The sequence below is a fragment of the Telluria sp. LT1R51-2 genome (assembly GCF_059685775.1).
The window spans coordinates 2,363,263-2,387,858 of the sequence record NZ_JCASIM010000001.1 but is presented as its reverse complement, the minus strand read 5'-3'; the positions used below and the strand labels follow the sequence as shown (position 1 = coordinate 2,387,858).

Below are 24,596 nucleotides of genomic sequence, written 5' to 3'. Positions count from 1 at the left end.
TTGATTACTTGAGCAGGTCGCCCGAGAGCAGACCTTGCAGCGTGTTCTCGTCGAACTTCATGCGTACCCGGAAGTACACGCCCTTGGCGGTGGCGTCGGCGCCGGCCAGGTCGCGTTCCTTGAAACCGAGCAGGTTGTAGCCGGCCGAAACCCACATATTGCGTTGCAGCTGGTAGCCCGCCTCGATGCCGGCGGCGTACTGGCGGCCGCGCGTGTCGCGGTCCATCAGCATCTGCGCGGTGGCGCCGATGTCCCAGTCGGCATTGATCTCGTGGGTCACGCGGCCGGCCACCAGGTGGCTGACCGTGCGGTTCGACAGGCCGCTCGACTGGTCCATCGCCATCTTGGCGGCGTAGCGGGCGCTGACGGTGGTATCAGGGCGCAGTTGCCAGTTGGCGCCGACCGAGACGGCGTGCACAGCGCGCTTGAGGTCAGCCAGGCCGTCGTCGCGTTCGAGCTTGTACTCGTACTTGGCCAGGCCGTTCAGGCCGATCGACTGCAGCGCCCGGTAGGCCACGCCGCTTTGCAGCAGCTCGGTCACGCGCATCGTCTTGCTGGCATTCGAGCGGGTGGCGGCCAGCGTGTTCTTGCCCAGGAAGGTCCAGCTGTCGTCGATCTTGTAGGCCAGGCCCAGCGTCGAGAGCAGGCCATCGCTGTCGGCGCCGTGGCGCAGTTCGAGGCGGGCATTGCCGGTCCAGGTCGGATGGCGGCTCACTTCGATGGCGCCGGTCAGCGCGATCGCTTCGTTGTTGTTGGCGCCCGAGAGCACCTTGACGCGCTCGAAGCTGGTGTTGGCGCGCACGCCGTCGCCCAGCGTCCACAGATTGCGCAGGCCAAGGGCTGCTTCGGCCTGGCGCTCGCCGGTCACGGTGCCCGCTGGCGAGGTGCCGCCGGCGCGGTACTCCGAGAACACGCGGCCGTCGTGCATGTAGTCGGTGTCGACGCCGAACACGGTGGCGTTGCGCTGCTGGCCCTGGTTCAACGCATAGGTTGAACCCAGGCTGCTGATCAGTTCATGGCGGCCGTACACGCGGCTGCCGCCGGCGAAGCGGTAGTCGCCGCCCAGTGCCACCATGCGGCGGCCATTGTCGTGGATATCCTGTTCGCCTTCGACGAACACGCCGGCCTGCGGCAGGCCAGGGATTTGCATGCCCAATTTGGCGCGCACGCTGGTCAGGTCGGGCTGGGCCACGATGACCCTGGCGCCGCCTTCTTCACGTGAATGGCGCATGCCCACTTCGGCCTGCAGGCCATTCTCGAACGTGTAGCCGGCGAAGAGCTGCACGCCGTTGCGGGTGGCGTCGGTGGTCAGGTCGGCGGTGTGCAGGCCTTCCAGGCCGACGCTGGTGCGCTCGGTGAAGCGGTAGCGCACATTGGCACCGCCTTCCGTGCGGCCCTTCGGCAGGTTGGCCGATGGATTGTCGAAGTTGGCGTCGGCGCGGCCCAGGAACAGGTGGCTTTCCAGCTTGCCGTCGGTGCGGTTCGCGTCAAAGCGTGCGGCGCGACCCGACAGGCCAGCTTTTTCCATCTGCGCCGCTTCGACGACGACGACGGTTTTTTCGTCCGGCTTGACGCTGGCGTTGACGCTGACCAGGCGGGTCGGGGCGGCCGGGTTGCGGTCTTCGACGGCGCTGGCGCCGACCTCGACGTGGCTGCCGATCTGGTACTGGGCAGCGACGCCGCCGACCAGGAAGCGCGCGCCGTTCTGGTCGACTTCGTACGCCAGGCGCAGGCTGACCGGGTTCAGGTTTTCGTCCAGGCTCGGCACCGGGGCGCGCAGCAGGATGCGGCCGGTGAGCGGATCGATGTCGTAATCGACGTAGCGCACCAGGGCGCGGCGCGACAGGATCACGCCGGTCTGGTCGCGGTCACGCACGATGATTTCGATGCGCTCGCTGTTGATGACCATCAGGCCGCCGCCGGTCAGGAACGGGCCCGAGGTGCCGTTGGCAGCGAATTCCTCGACCATCTGGCGCGTGCGGTCGTAGCTCAGGAACGAGTCGACTGTCAGACCATCGAGTTCGGCGTGCTGGCGCAGGCCCGTCAGGTTGCGGTTGTAGGCGCCCAGGTTGCGCGCCGGGGTGACGCCCGGCGGCACGAAGTCGCCGAACATCAGGTACGAGCGGTTGCGCTCGGCCTTGACGTACAGGCGGCCGGCTGATTGCGCCTCGAAGCCACGGCGCGCATCGTCGCCGTAGGTCGGGTAGAACGCAAACGGGTTGATGTCGCGGAACATCTTCGGCTCGGTGTCCTTGTCCGAGTCATACGACATCGTCAGCAGCGTATCGGCGCCGACCTGGCCCTTGGCGAACATCGCGGCGCGGGCGCCGGCGTTGACGCTCTCGCTGCCCGCCACGTGGCGCAGGCGGTCTTCGAAGCCGTCGAAATCGCGCAGCGGGGTGGCGGTATTGCCGCGGCTGCGGTTCAGGCTGAAGGCGCCCTCGACCACACCGGCTGCCACCATCGGGCGCAGGGCCGGCAGGAAGCGCAGGGTGTTTTTGGCGCGCAGCAGGCCGCTGGTGGCTTGCAGGCGGGCTTCGCCGGCGTCCGGCGCGCTGCGCAGGGCGAATTCGGCGCTGCCGCCTTCGACGAAGACCTGGTAGCCCGGCTCGCGTGGATCGAGGTCGGGCTGGTCCCACTGCCCGGCGCTGGCGTCCAGCGTGACCGGGGTGCGTTCGGCGATCAGCACGCCGTTCGTGTCTTCCAGGCGCACCGCGACCATCGTCAGCGAGCGGCCATCGGCCGGGGCCGATTCGGCGAGCGGGGCCACCGACACGCGTGCCAGGGCGCCCGGCACCACCACGTCCACGACGCTGCTGCCGCGCGGGTTGCCGAAGCTGTCGGTTTCGCGCACTTCGATCAGGTTGTGGCCGGGTTTCAGGGTCACGCCGACATAGTCGCGCAGCTCGAGTGCCTGCGCTGCCACCGTGTCCTGCTTGCCGATATGGCTGTCGTCCACGGCCACGCCGTTCACGAGCAGCGTGAAGCTTGAACCGGCGCCGCCCTTGACACGGATGGTCGGCTGGGCGTGCGGCAGGATGGCGCCGTCGGTCAGGCCGATGAAGCCCAGGCGGTTGGTGACCTTGGCCAGATCCAGCTCGGCTACGGCTTTCGCGGCGGCAGGAGTTGGGGCGGTCAGCACGGCGGCCGAAGCCAGCACGGCGCGCAGGCGGGCGGCCCTGGCCTTGATTGCCTCGAGCACATCAGGATTGCAGCCGCTCAGCGCAAAATCGGCGCGCGCCAGTTCGCCGTCCTTGAGGTCGACAAAGCGGCTGCCGGCGTCGCCTGCATTGCGGTTCGACAGTACCGCCAGCCGACCTGCCAGCATCGTGCTCAGATCAACCTTGGCCACGTGGGTGCGCGGGGCCACATCGGCGAAGCTGTAGCGGCCATCGGCATCGGTCTGCGAAAAGCTGCCGTCTTCCAGGTAGATGCGCACGTCGGGGATGCCCGGTTCGCCCAGGTCGCGCTGGCCGTTGACATTGCAGTCGGCGAACACGTCGCCCAGGATGAAGCCCTTGCTGCTGAAGATGCCGGCTTCGACCTTGACTTTGGCCGCGGCCACCGACGAGACCAGGGCCAGCGGGGCGCCGCTGGTGGCCTGGGCGCGGTTGATGCCATCGCCCTGCAGCGCGCCGGCGCCGATGCGCACGCGGTAGCGCAGCACCCGGTTTGACCTGGCCGCCAGCGTATCGAGCGGAATGCGCAGCGTCGGGCCGCGGTTTTCGAATTTGTCGGTTACGGGGGCGCCGTCGATGCGCAGCGTGCCCGGCACGAACGAGAAGCCGGCAGGCAGGCGGTCTTCGACCACCACGTCCACCAGCGCCTGTTCGGCGGTGTTGTGGACGCGCACCGTGTAGTCGAGTACGTCGCCGATTTCGACAACGGCGCGCGACGCATTTTTTTCCAGGTACAGCACGCCCGGGATCGGGTCGAGTGGCACGTCGATGGTGACGACGCCGCTGGTTTCGCTGACGATGAACTCGCCACCGAACGAACCGTACAGGTTGGTGGTGCGCCCGGCCGGCAGCTCACCGATGGCGCGCTTCGACGGGAAGCCGTAGTTCGACGGTGGCGTCACCTGCAGGCGATACAGGCTCGGTGCGACCAGTGGAAACTGGTACATGCCGCCGCCGTCGGTGATAACGGTGCTCGGTGCCGGCGTGACGCCATCCACGCCGAAGACACGGGCCGCGGCGCCGGGCGCACCGCCGTTGCCGGCACCGGTGATGTCGATCAGGGTGACGGTTGCGCCGGGCAGCGGCAGGTTGCTGCGGCTGTCGTAGACGATACCGATCGGGTCAACCAGGATTGCGGTCTGGATCATGCCGCTGCCACAGCCTGCGACGGTGGCCAGCAGGGTATCGTTTTTCATGACTTCGATGATGCCGTCGGCAGCGTCGTCGTCATGGTCCTGGTCGTCGCGGTGGCTTGCAGCGACGGCGCTGAAGCGGTATTCGCCGGTGTCGGGCCCCGTCTCGCTCGCCGGGAAGGCTTGCTGGTCGCCCGTCAGCGTGGAGGTCAGCGTGACGCTGACCTGTTCGGCCACATTGCTGTCCTTGTTGCATTCGGCGGCATCGACCTGAAGAAACAGGTTGCCGTTGAGTTCGGCTGCGCGCGCCACACGGCTGTAGGCGGCCGAGGTGAAATACGTGATCGAATCCGGGCGCACGGCGCGCACGGTGTTCGATTCGATCGTGAGGCTGTTGCCGGCCGCGCCGACGAAGGTCGCGCTGGCACGGTTGTCGATGGAGGCGTTCGCGTCGCCAACCAACCACAGGACCAGGCTCATGCAAATCAATACGAGGTGTCGGAGGAGGGTCGTCATGGCGCGCGGGAGTCTGGAAATATGAAGGCAGCGCCGCCGGTGCGGCGCTGCGGTTGGGGGGCGATGGATTACAAGGTCAGGAGACTTAGTCGATCTTCACGCCGAACGACATCGTGTTGGACTGACCCGGGGCCAGGTTGCCAACGGTGGCCGACACGCTGCCGGTCGCGCCGGCCAGTGGCGCGAGGATCGCGCCCAGACCGGTGGTGGCAGTGGCCGTGGCGTGGTACGTCGTGTTGGCTGGGATCACGTCGGTCATGACCATCGCGGTGATGGTGGTTGCGCCCTTGTTGGTGCCGACGATGGTGTAGCGGATGCAGGCACCCGGCACGGCGCCCGACGCGATCGGTGCATTGCTGAACGCGGTATCGGCGGTGCCGTCGCAGTTGGCATCCAGGGCCTGGGTCTTGACCAGTTCGACGAGCGAATCGGCAGCGGCAACGGTGACGGCCTCGTGGATGCGGTCGGCCACGCCGGTGGTGCCCGAGAGGGCGCGGAAATACAGGTCGGTCGTGCCTGGTGCGGTGCCGGCCGGCGGCGTCACTTCGGCCGTCACGCGCACATTGGCGCCGGCGACAACAGTGGCGTTGGTGATGACCGCGCCGTTGGCGTCCTTGAAGACCACGGTCCAGCCGGGTGGCAGGATTTGCGTGCCGAACGTGCCGTCGGTGCTCGCTTGCAGATTGAAGGTGTCGGGGCTGCCGCCGGTGTTGTTCAGGAACAGGACGAACGAGGTCATCGTGCCTGCCGTCGTGGTCTTGGTTTCCACGGCCGCGGCTTCGACGCCAGGCCCTGCGCCCGGTGCGCCGGCGCCCGCCGAGTTGGCGGTGATGTCGATCACGGCGCCGGCGGCGACCGTGGTGGTGTCGATGCTGGCGGCGGTGATTGCACCGTTGAAGCCGCTGGTGGCGCGTACGGTCAGTACGTTGGTGTTGCCGTTGACGGCGCCGGCCGGCAGGGTGGCAACGGCCACGAAGCGGAAGGTGGCGCCGGCAGCCAGCGCGCCGGTGGTGGTGATCGGGATGGCATTGTCGGCCACACCGTCGCCATTGGCGTCCGCATAGAACACGACGCCGGTCATGTTCAGCGTGCCGGTATTGGTTTGCGACAGCGCGAAGGTATCGCTGCCGTTACCGGTGTTGGTCACGCTGTGGGCGTAGCTGACCGAGGTGCCGGCGCCGGCGCTCTTGGCGGTACCGGCCGGCATGGTCAGGCTGGCGACCTGCTGCACGGTCGTGATGACCGTATTCGACTGGACCGTCCTGGTGCCGGTGGAATCGTTATAGGTGGCGGTCGCCTGGTTGGTGATCTGGGTGCCGGCCGCAGTGGCGGCATAGGCGCCGTTGGTGGATGCCAGCAGCGCTGCTGCGGCGACGAGCTTGAGACGGGTTTTCATGGCTGCTTCCTTGTCAGGGGACGTGGGTAAGTACGTATTTAGTTAATAAAAAGGCAACTATCTTTGCGGTGTGACGGAGCGACGTCGAAACGTCAGGTATTTCAGGGTGTTATGAGCCGGCGAGTCGGTTCAGGGGCGGGACGCCGACACGCATGCGTGACGTCACGGTCGCCGCCTTGCCGGGTGCGAGATCGCCGAGCTCCCAGCGCAAAAAGCGGTATTGCTCGGGCGGCACCGGTTCGACTGTTCGGCGGCCGTTGCGCATGACTTCGCGGGTCAGGGGCAGGGGACTGAACTGCTTGCCATCGAGACTGGCCTGGACCGCTTTTGGCGCTGCGCTGCCGTCGAGGTAGACCATCGCGCCTTCGGGCACCGGCAGCGTCGCCGCGACCCCCTTCGCGGCCGACTTGCCGTTGTTCTGGTAGGTGACCTGGTATTCGATGGTGTCGCCAGGATTGGCCTCGGTCGCAGGCACCAGCTTTTCGCTGCCCTTGTTCTGGGCCACGACCTGGAAGGCTTGTAGGCGCACGTCAACGGCCTGGGAATCGGCAGCAAACGCTTTGGTGCCGGTGAGCAGCACGGTCCAGAACAGCAAGACCGTCAGCCAGCGCATGAACAGCGGGTTGGCGGGGTTCGTACGGTTGTTTGTCGGGTTCGTCATGGTTTCGTATTTACTGGATTGTCGATGAGGTGAATTTTATCGAATTTGCTGACTTTCTCAAGAAAAATATTTCGTTTTGTTCGATTTAGTTGTTTCAGGAAAACACTTCCCTTGGTCGTTGTGCGACGAATACGCTGCGATAAGAGAGGGACAGCATCTCTGCGCTGCGGTGGCGTTGTTACAGGGCAACAAAACGGCATGCAGAATCAATACATTGGATTTGCTGGATTTACTGTGTTTGCCAAATGGTGCATCATTCGCCCATGCCTCTGCTGCGTCGTGTGGCCCCGGCGCTCCTCCCCACTTCTTTCATTGAATATATGGAAACGATCTATCTGGAATCGCCTGATGCGCTGCAAGACCTGCGTGCGATCTATTCGGCGCTCGACGGCGCCCAAGCTATCGTCGAGTTCGATTTGAACGGCAACATCCTGCGTGCGAATGACAACTTCCTGAGCGTGACGGGGTACACGGACGCCGAGCTGGCAGGACGTCATCACTCGATGTTCTGTGAGCGCGAGCTGATCGATTCGCCCGCGTATGCGCGTTTCTGGCAAGACCTTGGCCTTGGCAAGTCCGACCGCGCCGAGTACAAGCGCATCGCCAAGGGCGGGCGCGAATTCTGGATCAACGCATCCTACAATCCGGTCAAGGACAGCTCGGGGCGCGTGTCCAAAATCATCAAGTTCGCCACCGACATCACGGCCGAGAAAATCCGCGCCGCCGAGACGACCGGCCTGGTGTCGGCGATCGGCCGCGCGCAAGCCGTGGTCGAATTCGACATGAGCGGCGTGCTGCTCGACGCCAATGCCAACTTCCTCGACCTGCTCGATTACGCGCTGGAAGACGTGCGCGGCGAGCACCACCGCGTGTTCTGCGACGACGAATACGCGTCGAGCGCAGCGTATCGCCGCTTCTGGGGCAAGCTCAACCGCGGCGAATTCGACGCCGGCCGCTACAAGCGCCACGGCAACAACGGCAAGACGGTGTGGATCCAGGCGACCTACAACCCGATCTTCGACGCCAACGGCAAGCCGGTCAAAGTCGTCAAGTTCGCCACCGACATCACTGCCCAGGTGATGCTCGAAGAAGCTGCCGTCCAGCGCGCCGAAGACGAGCGCCGCAAGGTCGGTCTGCTGCTCGAGCAGGTCGCGCGCGCCTCGGCCGGCGACCTGACCGGCACGATCGACACGGGCGGCACCGAGCCGCTCGATGAACTGGGCCGCGGCGTCATGAAGATGATCGGCGACCTGCGCGGCGTGATCGGCGACGCCGTCTCGGCCGCCGGCAAGCTCAATGTCTCGTCGCGCAGCATCGCCGACCGCTCCAACACGGTCGCCGCCAGCGCCCAGGCGCTGGGCGCGACGGTGGAACAGATGAACGCCTCGGTCGACGGCCTGACCGCCTCGATCAACACGATTGCCCGCAGCACGCAGGAAGCCAACAGCCTGGCCCAGTCGACCCGCGACGAAGCGGAAATCGGCGCCAAGGCGATTGCCCGCTCGATCGAAGCGATGGCGATGATCAACCAGTCGTCCGAAGACATCGGCGAGATCGTCAAGGTCATCGGCGAGATCGCCGGCCAGACCAATATGCTGGCCTTCAATGCGGCCATCGAAGCAGCGCGCGCCGGTGAGCACGGCCTGGGCTTCTCGGTCGTGGCCGACGAAGTGCGCAAGCTGGCAGAGCGTTCGTCGCAGGCGACCAAGGAAATCTCGAAGCTGATCAACGAATCGGTGCGCCGCGTGGCGCAGGGCAGCGAAATCTCGCGCCAGGCCAGCGAAGCGTTCGACCGCATCACCAGCGGCGTCGGCAAGACCTCGCTGGCGATCGCCGAGATATCCGACAGCGCCAGCGAGCAGTCGCTCACGGCCAAGGAAGTCTCGGCCGCGATCCTCTACATCGCCCAGGAAACCGAGCGTTCGGCCGGTTCGTGCGACAGCATCGCCCGTTCGACCGAGGGCCTGAACGAGCACGCCACCCACCTGAACAACACTGTCGCCCGCTTCGTGGTCTGAAGCACGAGGAAACGGCCATGGAACTGCGCGACGACCATCTCTCCGCCCTGATCGCCCTGGTGCGCCAGCACACGGGCATCGCGATGAACGAGCACAAGCGCGTGCTGCTGCAGGGGCGCCTGCTCCCGCGCCTGCGCGCGCTGGGCATCGCCTCGTGGGCCGGCTACATCGAGCGCCTGGCCAGCGACCGCACCGAGGTCACGTCGTTCATCGACTCGGTGACCACCAACGATACGGTGTTCTTCCGCACGCCGGCTGTCTGGGCCTGGCTGTCGGAGACGTTCCTGCCGGCCTTCGCGGCGCAGGGCCGCGCGGCGCCGCTGCGCATCTGGTCGGCCGCTGCCGCCACCGGCGAAGAGGCCTATTCGCTGGCCATGAGCTGCCTCGAATACCAAACGCAGGCTCCTGGCCTGCGTTTCGAGATCCTCGGCACCGACATCTCGCATGCAGCGCTGGCCACGGCCCGCGCCGGCGCCTACCGCGGTCGCAGCGTGGCGCGCTTCGAGGCCGATCGTCCGACGTTGTTCCACAAGTACCTGGCGCCGCACGGCGACGGCGTGCAGGTCAATCCCGACGTCGCGCAGCACGTGCGCTTCGACCAGCACAACCTGCTGGGCCGCCCGCCACGGGGCGCCGCCTTCGACCTCGTCATGCTGCGCAATGTGCTGATCTATTTCGACGGCGAGCACCAGCAGCAGGTGCTCGCCGGCGCCCAGGCCGCAATGCGGCCGGACGCCCGCCTGGTCCTGGGTGAGCAGGAATCCATCACCCGCCTGCAGACCGCGTTCACGTTCGAGCAGGCCCATGTTTATCGTATCGGTGGAGAACCATCATGAGTATGCAAAGCCTGAGCAATATGTCGTACGTGTTGTCCGGCCAGATGCAGATCGGCCACGGCCACCAGGTCCTGACTGCGCTGCTCGGCTCGTGCGTCGGGATCGGCATGATCTGGCGTAACCAGGGTCGCTGCGGTCTCGCGCACTGCTTCCTTCCGGACGGCGTCGAGGCGTGCGAGGACTCGGCGCGTTACGTGAGCGCCGCTGTACCGCGCCTGCTGGCGCTGATGGGCGTGCGGCGCGAGCAGTATGCCGAAGTCGATGTCGTCATTGCCGGCGGTGCCCGCATGCTGAACCTGCGCGCACTGGGTGGCGCGGTCGGCACCCGCAACGTCGAAGCGGCCCGTTCGCACCTGTCGCTGCGCGGCTTGCAGGTGCGGTTCCAGGACGTCGGTGGCTCGCAGGGCCGTCGCCTGTCGATCGATTGCGACCAACAGACGTTCAGCGTGGTGCGCATCGCGCGCGAACAGCAGGCGGTGGCGGCATGAAGATGGAGACTGCATTGATGACTGAGACCATGAGCGATGTCGACGCGGCCGTGACGGCCATCGAACAACAGATGGCGGGGGCCGCGCGCGTGCTGCGCGAAGCGGCCGGCATGGAAGTGGTGGGCACGTTCTTCCTGGCGGGCCAGGAGTTTGCGCTGCCGGCACTGAATGTGCGCGAGGTAGTGGGCATGCCGGCACGGATCACGCCGATCCCGCTGTCGCCACGCTGCCTCGAGGGCATCTTCACGCTGCGCGGCGCAGCGATCCCGCTGCTGAATCTGGCCCGCATCTTCGATCCGGCCGCACCGGGTGTGACGGGCGAGCAGCGCGTGACGATCATCGATGTCGACGACATCCAGGTCGGTCTGGTGTTCGACGCCACCAGCGAAGTGCTGCGCGTGCGCCCCGAGCAGCGCGCCGGCCTGCACTGGCAGGACAGCGCGTCGCGCGGTGTCATCGCCGGCACGATCACGCTGGCCGATGGCGCGCGCGTGCTGCAACTGCTCGACGCCGATGCGCTGGTGCGGATCGATAACGTGCCGCAAGTGCGCGCCCATGCCAGCGTGGCGCGCGACGCCTGGCGCATGCGCTTTCTGCGCCAGGCGCAGGGCCGCAAGTGCATCTCGTTTACCGTCGGCGGCCTGCGTTTCGCGCTGGCGATGGAAGCGATCCAGGAAATCATGCGCGTGCCGGAACTGCTGCCATCGGTGATGGTAGGGCGTCTGTGCAAGGGCTGGCTCAACCTGCGCGGCGTGCCGGTCGGCGTGGTCGATTTCGGCGCGTTGCTCGGGTGCGGCCCGTCGCAGTCCGAGCCCCTGGATGCGCGCGTGCTGATCGTGCGCATCGGCGACGAGCAACTGGGCCTGCTGGTCGATGCGGTCGACGACATCCGCCCGTACTTCGACACCGACATCCTGCCCATCCCGCTGCTGGGCACCGCGCGCGGCGCGATGTACCGCGGCTGCCTGCCCAACGCCGAACTGGGCGACAGCCTGTTCCTGGCCCATGACCATCTTTTCTCGGAGTCCGAAGTGAGCGACATCTGCGCCGGCCATCGCCGCCTGTACGCACAAGAAGCCAGCGCTGCCTGCGCTGCCCGCAAGATGACCGGCGCGCGCCACGTGTACCTGGCGTTTTCGCTCGATACCGGCTGGGCCGCCGACATCAGCCAGGTGCGCGAGATCGTCGATTTCGACGGCACTGTCACCCGCCCGCCCGGGATGCCGGCCTGCGTGCACGGCATGATGCAGGTGCGCCAGCAGATGGTGTGCGTCATCGACCTGCGCCTGTTGTACGGCATGACGCCCTTGGCGGCCGCGCCGGCGACGGATGCAGCGCGCCGCATCCTGGTACTCAAGCACGATGGCGAGCGTTTCGGGCTGATCGTCGACCGCGTCGATACCATCCTGTCGCTGCCGGACACGCAGCGTCGCCCGTCACCGCAACTGCTGCGCGTGAACGGCCCGCAAGACATGCGCCAGGACAGCGCCGAAGTACTCGAAGTGCCCGGCATCGACGGGCACGAGGACGTGCTGACGCTGTTTGACAAGGAGAAGTTCATCGTCACGCTGCGCGAGCAGTTGGGCGCGGTGCATTGAGCTGCGCGCCCTCCAACTGATTCAATGGCCCTGCGGGGCCTTTTTTATTTGTGCATCAAGCCAGCCGCGCCAGCAACGCCTCGAGCTGCTGCGCATCGTACGGCTTCGCCAGAATCGCATCGGCGACGTTCGATGCGTGACTGGCCCCGCTGGCAAACGCGATGCGCGTCTGCGGCAGGCGCGCCTTGATCTTCAGGGCCAGTTCATCGCCCTGCATGTTCGGCAGGTGCAGGTCGGTCAGCACGATGTCGGGCGCCCGGTCCAGCAAGTCCAGCGCGGCTTCGGCATCGGCCGCTTCCAGCACCTCGTACCCCAGAAAACGCATCAGTTCCGCCGTGTTCTCACGGATGGCGTCGTCGTCTTCCACCAGCAGCACGCGCGCCTTGGACGTTGCCGGCACTGACGCCGCCGGGGGCAAGGTTGCCGCCAGCAGCGCATTCTTCTGCTGCTGGTTCGACAGCACATGCCGCACCTTGCGCGCCAGGTTGTCGCGCGTGTACGGCTTGCCGAGCAGTTCAACGCCGGCGTCGAGCCGGCCGCCGTGCACGATCGCGTTCTCGGTATAGCCCGACGTGAACAGCACCGCCACGTTCGGCAAGCGCTCGCGCGTCTTTTTGGCCAGCTCCGGGCTGCGCAGCGGGCCGGGCATCACGACGTCGGTAAACAGCAGGTCGATGTGGATGCCGCTGTCGACCACCGTCAGCGCGGCGCTGGCGTCGTTGGCGCGCAGCACGCGGTAACCGAGGTCGGTCAGCATGTCGACCACCGTCAGGCGCACCTGCTCGTCGTCCTCAACCACCAGCACCGTCTCGTGCCCCCCGGTGACCGCTTGCAGCAGCGGCTCGCCCGCGTGATCTTCGACCTGCAGGGAACGGGGCAAATAAATCTTGATCGTAGTGCCTTCACCGACTTCGCTGTAGATCTTGACGTGGCCGCCCGACTGCTTGACCAGGCCATACACCATCGACAGCCCCAGGCCCGTGCCTTTGCCTTCGGGCTTGGTCGAGAAGAACGGCTCGAAGGCCTGGTCGATCACGTCCTGCGGCATGCCGCTGCCGGTGTCGCTCACGGCCAGCATCACGTACTGGCCGGGCGCCACTTCCGGGTGCCCCACGCAGTAGGTGTCGTCGAGCGATGCATTGGCCACCTCAAGGGTCAGGCGACCAGCGCCTTCCATTGCATCGCGCGCGTTGATCGCCAGGTTCAGGATCGCGTTCTCGAGCTGCGCCGGGTCGACCTCGGTGGTCCACAGGCCGCCCGAAATCACCATCTCGATGTCGATCTCTTCGCCCAGCGCGCGCCGCATCATGTCGTCCATATTGCCCAGCAGGCGGCCGATCTTGACCGCCTTGGGTTCGAGCGGCTGGCGCCGCGCGAACGACAGCAGGGAGCTGGCCAGCTTGGCGCCCCGTTCGACGCCGCTCATCGCGTTCTGGACGCGCTTCTGGATATCGGGCAGGCCGTCGGCGCGGCGCGCGATCAGTTGCAGGTTGCCGCCGATGACCTGCAGCAGGTTGTTGAAGTCGTGCGCCACGCCGCCTGTGAGTTTGCCGATCGTTTCCATCTTCTGCGACTGCTGCAGCGCCGCCTCGGTGCGCCGCATCACTTCCAGTTGCGCCAGGTCGGCGCTGATGTCGCGGCCCACGGCGTGCACGTATTGCAGGTCGGGTGACGCGGTCCACGACAGGTTGCACCACGAGCCGTTCTTGCGCTGCCAGCGGTTCTCGAAGCGGTACACCTGGCCCCCGGCGCGCAGCGCCTCCATCTGCTGCGCCGTCAGGGCGCGGTCATCGGGATGCACGAGGGCGAGCATGGGTGTGCCCAGCACTTCGGCCTCGGTCCAGCCGAGGATGGCCGTGAAGGCCGGATTGACGGCGAACAGCGTGGCGTGCAGGTCGGCCACCAGCATGATGTCCTTCGACAAGCGCCACATGCGGTCACGTTCGGCGGTGCGGCGTTCGACCCGTTCTTCCAGGCTCGCATTGGACAAGGCCAGTGCGTCGGCCGCGCGCTTCTGGTCTTCGATATCGATGCTGCTGCCGATCCAGAGCGACGCTTCCCCAGCCTCGCCCGGGGAGCGGTGCGCGCGCACCAGGTGCCAGCGGTACTGGCCGTCGTGGCGGCGCAGGCGGATTTCGGCGTCGATCGGCGCGCCCGTCGCCACACTGGACTGCCACACGGCGCGGTAGCGTTCCATGTCGTCCCGATGCACGATCGCCTGCCAGCCCAGCCCGAGCGCTTCGTCGGTAGACGTGCTGCAGCCGGCGTACTCGCGCACCCGGTCGTTGATCCATTCGACGCTGCCGTCGTCATGCGCGGCCCACACATGGTTCGGCATGGCCTGGGCGAAGGTACGAAAGCGCGCCTCGCTCGCGCGCAGCGCGCGCTCGGCGTGCACCCGTTCGGTCACGTCGTTGCCGAGCACGAAGGTGGCAAACACGGCGCCTTCGGCATTGCGCAGCGGTTGCAGCACGACGTCGATGAAGGTGCGGGTCGGTCCGTCCTGGCCGGGATTGTTCAACGCGATTTCGACACCTTCGGCGCGAAACACCGTGCCAGCGGCGAAACTGCGATCGAGTTGTTCGACCAGGCCGTGTGCGGCCAGCTCGGGCAAGGCCTGCGCCACCGGCATGCCGAGCAGGGGACGGCCGCCCGTCAGCGTGCGGTAGGCCTCGTTGGCCAGCGCGTAGCGGTGCTCGGGGCCATCGAGCAGGCAGATCAGGCCCGGCGCCTGCTCGAACATCGTCTGCAGACGCGTGCGCTCGGCCAGGATGTGACGTTCGGCCTTGACCTTGCTCGAGGTCTCGACCACCACCGCCATGACGCCGGTAATCACGCCATCCCCGTCGCGGATCGGCGAATAGTCGAGATTCATCCAGACCTGCTCGGGCGCGCCACTGCGGTGCAGCGTGAGTTCCTGGTCCTGGTAGCTCAGCGTGCCGCCCGCCAGCCCGACGCGCATCACGTTGTCGTTGAACGCGGCCACCTCGGGCCAGCCTTCGCGCACTTTTGAACCCAGCAACGTCGGATGGCGCCCGCCCGCGAATACCCGGTAAGCATCGTTGTAGATCATGTAGCCGTCCGGGCCCCACAGCGTGACGATCGGCGTGGGCGTGGCCATGATCAGCGCGACCGTGGTCTTGAGTACAGTGGGCCAGGCGTCGATCGGGCCGAGACTGGTGCTCTGCCACGGGTAGGCCAGGATCAGGCGTGAGGTTTCGTCGATTTCGGGCAGGAAGGGCAGGCTGGCTGGCATCGTGGGTAAAATGCTAAAAAATGGACGCGATTATTTTACACTTTGACCGCTGAGCCGTGACGCATAATTACTGAAAAGAAATATTCTGGAGTAGAGCCATGTGCGTGAATTACCATCCCCCAACGCCCGAGATGTTCAATGGCCGCATTGGCGCGTTCAGCCAGTTGCCGCGCGACTGGCAGTGGCCCGAAGAAACGTGGAAGGATTACGATGCGCCGATCCTGTGCGCCGCGCCCGGGCTGGCGCCGCAGGCGCGCGTGGCGAGCTATGGCATGGTCCCGCGCCGCCATATCCCGCCCGACGTGAAACCGTTCGACACGATGAACGCGCGCGCCGAATCGCTGGTCGCGCGCCGTTCGTTCGCGTCGGCCTGGCGCCGCCTGCAACTGTGCGCGGTGCCGATGCTGTGGTTTTACGAGCCGTGCTACGAGAGCGGCCGCGCCGAACGCACGGCGATCGGCATGCGCGACAAATCATTGTTCTGGGTGGCGGGGTTGTGGCGCGAATGGCAGGAGGTCGACGGCAGCATGACCAGTGCCTTCACGCAGATCACGATCAACGCCGACACGCATCCCTTGATGCGCCGCATGCACCGGCCGGGCGACGAAAAGCGCTCGATGGTGCTGCTGGGTGACGACGAGGTGCGCGACTGGCTGGGCAGCCGCGACCTCGACGTGGCGCAAAGCTTCCTGCGCCATTTCCCGGCCGAGGCGATGACGGCGTGGCCGGCGCCGCTGGCGCCCAGGCGCGCAGCGCTGTCAGCCTCGGCGCCGACCGCGGCGCCACTGCCTGTCAACGGCGAGTTGTTCTGATCAGCGCAACAGGCAGGGGCGCTTGTTGTCGAACTTCCAGTCCCGGATCAGGTACTGCATCGCCACCGCATCGTCGCGCGCCCCCAGGCCCAGGTTCTTGTAGGCCTGGTGCGCGGCCTCGAGCTTGTCGGCATCCAGTTCAATGCCAAGTCCCGGGCGCGCCGGCACCTGGACCATGCCACCTTCGATGCGTAGCGGTTCTTTGGTCAGGTGCTGGCCATCCTGCCAGATCCAGTGGGTGTCGATGGCCGTAACGCGCCCCGGCGCGGCGGCGCCCACGTGCGTGAACATCGCCAGCGAGATGTCGAAGTGATTGTTCGAATGCGAGCCCCAGGTCAGGCCGAACATCTCGCACAACTGGGCCACCCGCACCGAGCCCTGCATGGTCCAGAAATGCGGGTCGGCCAGCGGGATGTCGACCGACTGCAGCTGGATCGCATGGGCCATCTGGCGCCAGTCGGTCGCGATCATGTTGGTGGCCGTGCGCAGGCCCGTGGCACGGCGGAACTCGGCCATCACTTCGCGGCCCGAGTAGCCGTTCTCGGCGCCGCAAGGGTCTTCGGCGTAGGCCAGGATGTCGTGCTTGTCGCGGCAGACGCGGATGGCGTCGGCCAGCAGCCAGCCGCCATTCGGGTCGAGCGTCACGCGCGCCTGCGGGAAGCGCTCGTGCAGGGCGACGATCGCTTCCATCTCTTCATCGGCGCCCAGCACGCCGCCCTTGAGCTTGAAGTCATTGAAGCCGTAGCGCTCACGCGCCGCTTCGGCCAGGCGCACGATCGCTTCCGGCGTGAGCGCCTGCTCGTTGCGCAGGCGCAGCCAGGGATCGACCGCATCGGCCTCGCTGCGGTAGCCCAGCGGCGTCTTGCCGCTGTCGCCCACGTAGAACAGGTAGCCGAGCATTTCGACTGCCGTGCGCTGCTGGCCTTCACCCAGCAGCGCCGCCACCGGCACGCCCATGAACTGGCCAAGCAGGTCGAGCATTGCCGATTCAACGGCCGTGACGGCGTGAATGGTCGTGCGCAGGTCGAACGTCTGCAGGCCGCGGCCGCCAAGATCACGGTCGGCGAACGCGCTGCGCATCGCGTTCAGCACCTTGTTGTAGTCGCCCAGCGTGGCGCCGATGACGAACGGGCCAGCATCCTCGATGGTCTGGCGGATCTTTTCGCCGCCGGGCACTTCGCCCAGGCCGGTATTGCCGGCGCTGTCGGTCAGGATCACAATATTGCGGGTGAACCAGGGGCCGTGCGCGCCGCTCAGGTTCAGGAGCATGCTGTCCTGGCCCGCGACGGGGACGACGCGCAGGCTGGTGATGACGGGGGCATTTGCCGAAGTAGGGGACATGATGGGCTGCTTGTAAATAAGTGGTGAACGAATCTGGCGTCAGTCCAGCGTGATCTTGCCGTTGACGATCACCTCGCGCCAGCGCGCCAGCTCCTGCGCCTGGAACCTGGCGAACTGCTCGGGCGTCGAGGCGACAACCTCGAAACCCTGTTCGGTCAGTTTGGCGGCAATCTGCGGATCGTGCAGCGCGCCCGTGATCGTCGCGTGCAGCGTGGCCTTGACATCCTTCGGCAAGCCCTTCGGCGCCGCAATGCCTTGCCACGAATAGACGTCGACTTCCTTGACGCCGGCTTCGCCCAGCGTCGGCACGTTCGGCAGCACCGCCGAGCGCTTGCTGCCCGTGACGGCCAGCGCCTTGAGTTTGCCGGCCTTGATGTGGCTGAGGACGACGTTGATGTTCTGGAAGGATGCGTTGGCGTGGCCGCCCAGCAGGTCGGTGATCGCCGGTGCGCCGCCCTTGTATGGCACGTGCAGGCCCGAGGTACCGGTCTTTTGCCAGAACAGCGCCGTCGTCAGGTGGTCCGAGCTGCCGGCGCCGGACGTGGCGAACGTGATCTTGTCCGGATTTTTCTTCAGGTAAGCGACGAAGTCCGCGACCGTGGTGGCCGGCACGGTGGCATTCGTCACCAGCACGTTCGGCGCCTGCACGGCCACGGTCAGCAAGTCAAAGTCTTTCGACGGATCGTAGGGCAGCGTCTTTTGCAGCAGCGGGTTGACCGAGTACACGCCGATGGAGGCGACCATCAACGTGTAGCCATCGGGCGCCGCGCGCTTGACATAGCCGCCGCCCAGCGCGCCCGTGGCGCCCGGCCGGTTATCGACCACCCATGGCTGGCCCAGTTTGGCGCTGACCTTCGGACCGATGGCGCGCGCGATGGCGTCGGTGGAGCCGCCCGCCGGGAACGGCACGACGACATTGATTGCCTTGTCGGGAAAACCGGCCGCCTGCACGGTACCCAGAATTGCCAGTCCGATGAACAGGGATGAAACCTTGGTACGGATCGTCATTGTGTCTCCTCGTTGTTATGGTGTCAGAATTCAGAAGCTGTGGCGCACGCCCAGGTTGTAGGCGGTGTCGCCGCTGCCCGATTCGGTATTGTTCGCCACCGTGTAGCCGGCGCCGTTGCGGTTGTCGACGTGGCCGTAGGCGGCGTACAGGCCGGTGCGCTTGGACAGCGCGTACAGGTAGCCGATGCCCCAGGCATTGGCATCCTGATTGAAACGGGTGCGGTCGTCCTTGTGCAGGACCGACGCCAGCAGCGTGCCGCCGATGACCGGCGCCGAGATGCCGAGCAGGTAGCTGCGCCCATCCGTCGATGGCGTCGGCCGCACGCCGCCATACGGGTTGTTCGGATTGATCAGCGGCGCGGCGTTGTCGCCCTTGTCGCTGCTGATCCCCGAGTGCAGCTTGATCCAGCCGGCGTTGTACGACGCCGCAAGCAGGATGTTGCGGCCGATCGACCGGTCCACCGCAGGTGTGGCGCCATTGGCCGCGACATCGGTATTCTTGTTGTTGTAGACGAGGCGCACGGCCAGCGGGCCAGCCGCGTAGCCAATCGCGCCACCGAACTGGCGGCCCGCGGCCGAGCGGCTTTGCTCGCCCACGCTGTAGGCCAGTTCACCGTCGAAGCCGTTCTTCTTCGGCGTCGCGTAGGTGATCGTGTTGCTGGTGCGGATATTGGTGCCGTTGTGGGGGAACAGGCTCTTGGCGCTTCCCGCGTAGCCGGTGTTGAACGGGTCGACGATCGAGACCATCGCCGTGTGATACGGCGTGTACTGGCGCCCGAGGGCCACCGAGCCTGCCTTGGTGCGCAAGCCGACGTAGGCCTGGCGATTGAAGATGGTGCCGGCGGCGTCGATTTCGCCGGTGTCGATCTTAGTGCCGCCTTCGAGCGTGAAGAAGGCGGCCATGCCGTCGCCCAGTTCTTCCACGCCGCGCAGCCCGAAGCGCGATGCGGCCGCGGCGCCGCTGGTGACCTTGGTGACGCGGCCGGCGGTGCCGCCATCCTCGACGACGATGGCGGCGTCCACCAGGCCGTAGAACGCGACGGACGTTTGGGCATGGGCCGTGCCGGCGCCCAGTAACAGGACAAGCGCTGCTGCTGTTTTCAAGACTGTCTCCTTTGTTATGTGGTCGGACCTTATGTGATCCGTACGCAGCCTTCAGCAGTCGCTTGCCTGGGGCTAGGTTCATCATAGAGCGGAGATCAATGCCGAATCAATCCAAAGGCTGTCGCCACCAATACAGGAATTGAATCAATGCCGCCGTCAGGCAGGGTGGAACGGCGCCAGTACCTGTTGCTTGAGCAGTGTCAGAACAGGATTGTCATTGTCGCGCCGGTAGGTGGCCACCAGGTGGACCGGGTCGGTGGCCACCTTGCGCAGGACGATGCCTTCGAACTTCAGTCGGGCCGCGCCTTCCGCGATCAGGGCCGCGCCCATCCCGGCGCCGACCAGGGCCAGCATCGTGTGGACCTGGCCGATGTGCTCGACGATGTCGGGCACCACGCCGGCCTCTGCGAACCGTTCGCTCAGCATCTGGTAGAACGGCCGCGCCTCGTACGGCGAGTACATGACGAACGGCCTGCCGTGACAGCACGCCAGCGTCGGGGCCTCCGGCCACAGATGGGCGTCGCTTTCCTGGATCGCCAGCATCAGCGATTCGGTCACCATCAGGATGCTTTCCAGTTCGCTGTTGATGGTGTGGGGACGCATCAGGCCAAGGTCGATTTCACCGGCGTTCAGCGCTTCGACCTGCGCCGTACTGACCAGTTCCTTGAGATTGAGGGCGACCTGGGGACAGGCCTGGCGGATGCCGCGCACGACGGCCGGCAGCAGGCTGTACCCAGATGCGGCGCTGAAGCCAATCGTCAGCGAACCCTGTTCGCCGCTGGCGGTGCGGCGCGCCTTGACCGCGGCTTCCTGCGCCAGGCGCAGAATGCGTGTCGCTTCGGGCAGGAAGGCCGCGCCGGCGGCGGTCAGCGTGACGGAGCGGCTGGTGCGCTCGAGCAGCGCCACGCCCACGCTGTGTTCGAGCAGCCGGATCTGGCGGCTCAATGGCGGCTGCGTCATGTTCAGACGTTCCGCCGCGCGGCTGAAGTGCAGCTCCTCGGCGACCGCGACGAAGCAGCGCAGCTGGCTGATTTCAAACAAGGGTTACCTCTTCACCAGAATACGGCAGGTCGCCGGGCGAATAGTGTAACCCGTGAAGGATGGATCAAGGCCCGCGGGTTACAAGCCGCGGGTTACAAGCCGATGTACTCCCGGTGAAAACGGCTGCCCAGGCGCGTGAGCACCTCGTACCCGATCGTGCCGGCCTGCGCCGCCACATCGTCCACCGTCTGCTGCGCGCACAGCAGGTCGACGCTCTGGCCCGGCGCAATGCGTCCGTCCGGCACGCCGGTCATGTCCAGCGTGATGCTGTCCATCGACACGGTGCCCACAAACGGCACGGCAACGCCGTCGACGTATGCGTACGAGCGGCCGCTCAGCGCGCGCAGCCAGCCGTCGGCGTAGCCGATGGCGATCGTGGCGATGCGGCGCGGGCCCGGTGCCACGTAGCGCGCGCCGTAGCCGACGATGTCGCCGGCGTCGATGCTGCGCAGCTGCACCACGCGCGCAGCGAGCGACACCGCCTGCGCCAGCGGATTGACGCCGCCCGGCTGCGGGTGGATGCCGTACAGCGCTGCGCCCGGGCGCAGCAGGTCATGGTGAAAGGCCGGGCCAAGAAACACGCCGGACGAATTGGCCAGGCTGCCCGGCACGCCGGGAAACAGCGCGCGCACAGCGTCAAAACGCTGGCGCTGGTGCGCATTGATCGGGTGCTGGGCTTCGTCGGCGCAAGCCAGGTGGCTCATGACCAGTTGCGGGCGCAGGCCCTCCAGCCAGGCCGGGTCCTGGCGCAGGCGCTCGACATCCGCGCCCGCCAGGCCCATGCGCGCCATGCCCGTGTCGAACTGCAGCGCGGCCGGCAGCACGTGGCCGGTTTCCCGCGCCAGTGCGCGCCACTCGTCGAGCTGGCCCGGATCGTTCAGCACCGGTACCAGGTCGTGCGCCAGGCAGTCGCGCGCCGCGCCGGGCATCGCGCCGTGCATCACATAGATGGTGGTCCCGGCCGGCAGTAGCGTGCGCAGACGAATGCCCTCATCCAGGTGCGCCGTGAAGAACGTGCGGCAGCCTTCGGCCACCAGCGCGGCGGCCACTGGCGCCATGCCCAGGCCATACGCATCGGCCTTGAGCACGGCGCCGCATTCGACGCCACCGAGCGTGCGCAGATGGCGGTAATTGGCCCGCACCGCGTGCAGGTCGACGGTGAGATACGCGCCAGCGCGCGTTGCGGACGGCATTGCCTCAGTTCCGCTACAGTTCGGCGTCAGGCGAAACGTCGCGCGCACCGGCATAGCGGAACACGGCCAGGTCGTCGGCGCGGATCGCCGGCGTCTTGCCGCCCACCAGGTCGGCGATGACCGTCGCCGAACCGGCCGCCATGGTCCAGCCCAGCGTGCCGTGGCCCGTGTTGAGGAACAGGTTGCGCAGTGGCGTGGGGCCGACGATCGGCGTGCTGTCCGGCGTCATCGGCCGCAGGCCGGTCCAAAAGCTGGCCTGCGCGGTATCACCCGCGCCGGGGAACAGGTCGTTGACGACCAGTTCGAGCGTTTCGCGGCGGCGCGGGTTGAGGTCGAGGTTGAAGCCCGACAGCTCGGCCATGCCGCCCACGCGGATGCGGTCATCGAAGCGTGTCACGGCGATCTTGTAGGTTTCGTCGAGGATGGTCGAGACGGGCGCACGCGCCGCGTCGACGATCGGCACGGTCAGCGAGTATCCCTTCATCGGATACACCGGCACCGGGAACCAGCGCTGCAGCAGGGCGCGCGTGTGGCTGCCCGTGGCCAGCACATAGCGGTCGGCCGTCAATACGCCCTTGTCGGTGACGATGCCGGTGATCTCGCCGCCGGCCTGCTCCAGACGGCGCACGGTGGTGTCGAATTCGAAGCGCACACCCAGGTCGCGCGCCATGGCGGTCAGGCGGGTGGTAAACAGCTGGCAGTCGCCCGTTTCATCGTTCGGCAGGCGCAGGCCGCCCACCAGCTTGTGGGCGACATTGGCCAGCGCGGGTTCGGCTGCGGCCAGCTGCGCGCCTTGCAGTACTTCGTACGCCACGCCGGCTTCGCGCAGCACCTCGATGTCCTTGGCGGCGCTGTCGAACTGCTGCTGCGTGCGGAATAGCTGCACGGTGCCTTGCTGGCGACCTTCGTAGGCGATGCCGGTGTCGCGCCGCAGCTGGCGCATGCAATCGCGGCTGTATTCGGCCAGGCGCACCATGCGCTCCTTGTTGACGGCGTAGCGCGCCGGGTCGCAGTTGCGGTACATCTCCCACATCCACTGCGGCTGGAACAGCGTGCCGTCGGGCTTTATCGACAGCGGCGCGTGGCGCTGGAACAGCCATTTCGCGGCTTTCAGCGGAATGCCGGGCGCGGCCCACGGCGAGGCGTAGCCGGGCGAGATCTGGCCGGCATTGGCGAAACTGGTTTCGAGGGCGGGGCCGGGCTGGCGGTCGATCACGGTGACTTCATGCCCGGCCAGGGCCAGGTAATACGCGGTGGTGACGCCGACCACGCCACTGCCCAATACGATGACACGCATAATTTCCTCGAAAAGAATCAGGATTTGGTAAAGCTTGCCATCGTACCGCCAGAAGCCTGATAATTGTTTCTGTTAATACGGCAGTTTTCAGCAAAAATTACGGAGTTTCTCCATGCGCGTACAAAAGGCGTCAAACCGCATCCTCGACCGCATCGACCTGCACATCCTGGCGGTGCTGCAGGAGGATGCGCGGATCGTCATGAAAGACCTGGCCGAGCAGGTCGGGCTGTCGCTGACGCCCTGCATCGAGCGCGTCAAGCGCATGGAGCGCGATGGCGTGATCATGGGCTACTACGCGCGCGTCAATCCGCAGGCGCTGGGCATGCAGATCCTGGTGTTCGTCGAGATCAACCTGCACCAGAAATCGGACAAGGCCTTCGAGCGCTTCCGGCGCGCGATGCTGGCCATTCCCGAGGTGCTCGAATGCCATCTGGTGTCGGGCGACTTCGATTACCTGATCAAGGCGCGTATCCCCGAGATGTCCGAATACCGCCGTCTCTTGGGCGACATCCTGCACGTGGCCGATGCGGGCCAGTCGAAAAGCTATGTGGTGATGGAAGAACTGAAGGAGACGCTGGCGCTATCGATTCCGCGCTAGGGGAAGGTGGGACAGCGGCTCTATACTGACCGGACAATTCAATCACCCATGGAGTGCTTGTGAACACCTTGACGACGCTGCTCGGCATCCGCCATCCGATCATCCAGGCGCCGATGGCGGTCTTCGGCACGCCGCAACTCGCGGCGGCCGTGACCGAGGCCGGCGGTCTCGGGTCGCTCGCACTTGGGCACGTCACACCAGCGCAGGCGGAAAGCGCGATCACGGCGCTGCAGGGATTGACGGGCGGCCCGTTCAACGTCAACTTCTTCACGCACGCGCCGGCGCAGCCCGATGCGGCGCGCGAGGCGCGCTGGCTCGAGCACCTGGCGCCGCACTTCGCGCGCACGGGCCAGGCCCCGCCGACGGCGCTGCGCGAAATCTACCGCAGCTTCCTGGATGATCCCGACATGCTCGAGGTGCTGGTGCGCACGCGCCCGGCCGTGGTCAGCTTTCATTTCGGCCTGCCGACCGCGCAGCAGATCGACGCGCTGCACGGCGCCGGCTGCGTGCTGATGGCCACCGCCACCAACCCGGCCGAAGCGCGCGCCATCGAGGCAGCCGGCATCGACATCGTCGTCGCACAAGGCTACGAGGCGGGCGGGCATCGGGGTATCTTTGATCCGGCCGTGCCCGACCCCGCGCTCGGCACGTTCGCGCTGGTGCGCCTGCTGGCCAAGGCCGTGCGGATCCCGGTGGTGGCGGCCGGTGGCATCATGGACGGGCAGGGGATCGCCGCCAGCCTGCGCCTGGGCGCGCGTGGCGTGCAGATGGGAACAGCCTTCCTGGCCTGCCCGGAAGCGCAGACGTCAACGCATTACCGCGCGCTGTTGACGCAACCGGATCTCGGTACGGCCGTCACCGCGACGATTTCCGGGCGGCCGGCGCGCGGCATCATCAACCACTTTGTCAAAGAGATCGACACGCCGGGGCATCCGCCAGTGCCCGATTATCCGATCGCCTACGACGCCGCCAAGGCACTGCATGCCGCCGCCAGTAGCAAGGGGCTGGACGACTATTCGGTCAACTGGGCCGGGCAGGCGTACGCGCTGGCGCGGCCGATGCCGGCGGCGCAGCTCGTGGCGCTGCTGGCCGAAGAAATGCGCGCTGCGCACGAAGCCTAA

At 66.5% G+C, this 24,596-nt stretch carries 17 protein-coding genes; 7 read left to right on the top strand and 10 right to left on the bottom strand.

Annotated features, from left to right (window positions below; genetic code table 11):
• Positions 1–4: 4 nt before the first annotated feature.
• The 3 genes from AC56LH_RS10375 to AC56LH_RS10365 form a co-directional block, all read right to left on the bottom strand.
• Entirely contained in the window at positions 5–4,792 is a 4,788-nt protein-coding gene (locus AC56LH_RS10375) for a hypothetical protein (protein WP_499645871.1), read from the bottom strand.
• A 121-nt stretch (positions 4,793–4,913) separates the two neighbouring features.
• On the bottom strand, positions 4,914–6,224 hold the full coding sequence (locus AC56LH_RS10370) for a hypothetical protein (protein WP_499645870.1): 1,311 nt from the start codon (positions 6,222–6,224) through the stop codon (positions 4,914–4,916).
• A gap of 109 nt (positions 6,225–6,333) precedes the next feature.
• On the bottom strand, positions 6,334–6,885 hold the full coding sequence (locus AC56LH_RS10365; RefSeq protein WP_499645869.1) for a hypothetical protein: 552 nt from the start codon (positions 6,883–6,885) through the stop codon (positions 6,334–6,336).
• Between the two features lie 320 nt (positions 6,886–7,205).
• Between AC56LH_RS10365 and AC56LH_RS10360 the strand changes: the two genes are divergently transcribed.
• From AC56LH_RS10360 to AC56LH_RS10345, 4 genes are read left to right on the top strand one after another with little or no spacing between them, the layout of a single operon-like run.
• Positions 7,206–8,903 (top strand): methyl-accepting chemotaxis protein, encoded by a 1,698-nt coding sequence (locus AC56LH_RS10360; RefSeq protein WP_499645868.1) that lies wholly within the window; start codon positions 7,206–7,208, stop codon positions 8,901–8,903.
• Between the two features lie 17 nt (positions 8,904–8,920).
• Complete coding sequence (locus tag AC56LH_RS10355; RefSeq protein ID WP_499645867.1) at positions 8,921–9,739, top strand: CheR family methyltransferase; 819 nt, start codon at positions 8,921–8,923, stop codon at positions 9,737–9,739.
• Positions 9,736–10,227 (top strand): chemotaxis protein CheD, encoded by a 492-nt coding sequence (locus AC56LH_RS10350; protein ID WP_499645866.1) that lies wholly within the window; start codon positions 9,736–9,738, stop codon positions 10,225–10,227. Before AC56LH_RS10355 ends, AC56LH_RS10350 begins: the two co-directional genes overlap by 4 nt.
• Before the next feature lie 17 nt (positions 10,228–10,244).
• Entirely contained in the window at positions 10,245–11,825 is a 1,581-nt protein-coding gene (locus AC56LH_RS10345; RefSeq protein WP_499645865.1) for a chemotaxis protein CheW, read from the top strand.
• A gap of 55 nt (positions 11,826–11,880) precedes the next feature.
• Here the strand turns inward: AC56LH_RS10345 and AC56LH_RS10340 are convergent, their stop codons facing one another.
• Complete coding sequence (locus AC56LH_RS10340) at positions 11,881–15,081, bottom strand: hybrid sensor histidine kinase/response regulator (protein WP_499645864.1); 3,201 nt, start codon at positions 15,079–15,081, stop codon at positions 11,881–11,883.
• Positions 15,082–15,179: 98 nt separating this feature from the next.
• Here AC56LH_RS10340 and AC56LH_RS10335 point away from each other — a divergent pair, with 98 nt between their 5' ends.
• The gene (locus AC56LH_RS10335; protein WP_499645863.1) at positions 15,180–15,893 is read left to right on the top strand and encodes an SOS response-associated peptidase family protein; all 714 of its coding nucleotides are present in this window, start codon (positions 15,180–15,182) and stop codon (positions 15,891–15,893) included.
• Here the strand turns inward: AC56LH_RS10335 and gudD are convergent, their stop codons facing one another.
• The 6 genes from gudD to AC56LH_RS10305 all read right to left on the bottom strand — a co-directional run bounded on the left by gudD (position 15,894) and on the right by AC56LH_RS10305 (position 22,877).
• Positions 15,894–17,234, bottom strand: coding sequence for a glucarate dehydratase (gene gudD / locus AC56LH_RS10330; RefSeq protein WP_499645862.1), 1,341 nt, complete (start codon positions 17,232–17,234; stop codon positions 15,894–15,896). It lies immediately after the preceding gene.
• A 39-nt stretch (positions 17,235–17,273) separates the two neighbouring features.
• Positions 17,274–18,242 (bottom strand): Bug family tripartite tricarboxylate transporter substrate binding protein, encoded by a 969-nt coding sequence (locus AC56LH_RS10325; RefSeq protein ID WP_499645861.1) that lies wholly within the window; start codon positions 18,240–18,242, stop codon positions 17,274–17,276.
• A gap of 30 nt (positions 18,243–18,272) precedes the next feature.
• Positions 18,273–19,346: a porin gene (locus AC56LH_RS10320; protein ID WP_499645860.1), complete on the bottom strand. Its 1,074-nt coding sequence runs from the start codon at positions 19,344–19,346 to the stop codon at positions 18,273–18,275.
• 156 nt (positions 19,347–19,502) lie between these two features.
• Positions 19,503–20,387 (bottom strand): LysR family transcriptional regulator, encoded by an 885-nt coding sequence (locus tag AC56LH_RS10315; RefSeq protein ID WP_499645859.1) that lies wholly within the window; start codon positions 20,385–20,387, stop codon positions 19,503–19,505.
• Between the two features lie 92 nt (positions 20,388–20,479).
• Positions 20,480–21,580 carry an alanine racemase gene (gene alr / locus AC56LH_RS10310; protein ID WP_499645858.1) on the bottom strand — a complete coding sequence of 367 codons (1,101 nt, stop codon included), beginning with the start codon at positions 21,578–21,580 and terminating at the stop codon, positions 20,480–20,482.
• Positions 21,581–21,593: 13 nt separating this feature from the next.
• On the bottom strand, positions 21,594–22,877 hold the full coding sequence (locus AC56LH_RS10305; protein WP_499645857.1) for a D-amino acid dehydrogenase: 1,284 nt from the start codon (positions 22,875–22,877) through the stop codon (positions 21,594–21,596).
• A 112-nt stretch (positions 22,878–22,989) separates the two neighbouring features.
• Between AC56LH_RS10305 and AC56LH_RS10300 the strand changes: the two genes are divergently transcribed.
• The gene (locus AC56LH_RS10300; RefSeq protein WP_499645856.1) at positions 22,990–23,475 is read left to right on the top strand and encodes an Lrp/AsnC ligand binding domain-containing protein; all 486 of its coding nucleotides are present in this window, start codon (positions 22,990–22,992) and stop codon (positions 23,473–23,475) included.
• A 59-nt stretch (positions 23,476–23,534) separates the two neighbouring features.
• Entirely contained in the window at positions 23,535–24,596 is a 1,062-nt protein-coding gene (locus AC56LH_RS10295) for an NAD(P)H-dependent flavin oxidoreductase (RefSeq protein WP_499645855.1), read from the top strand.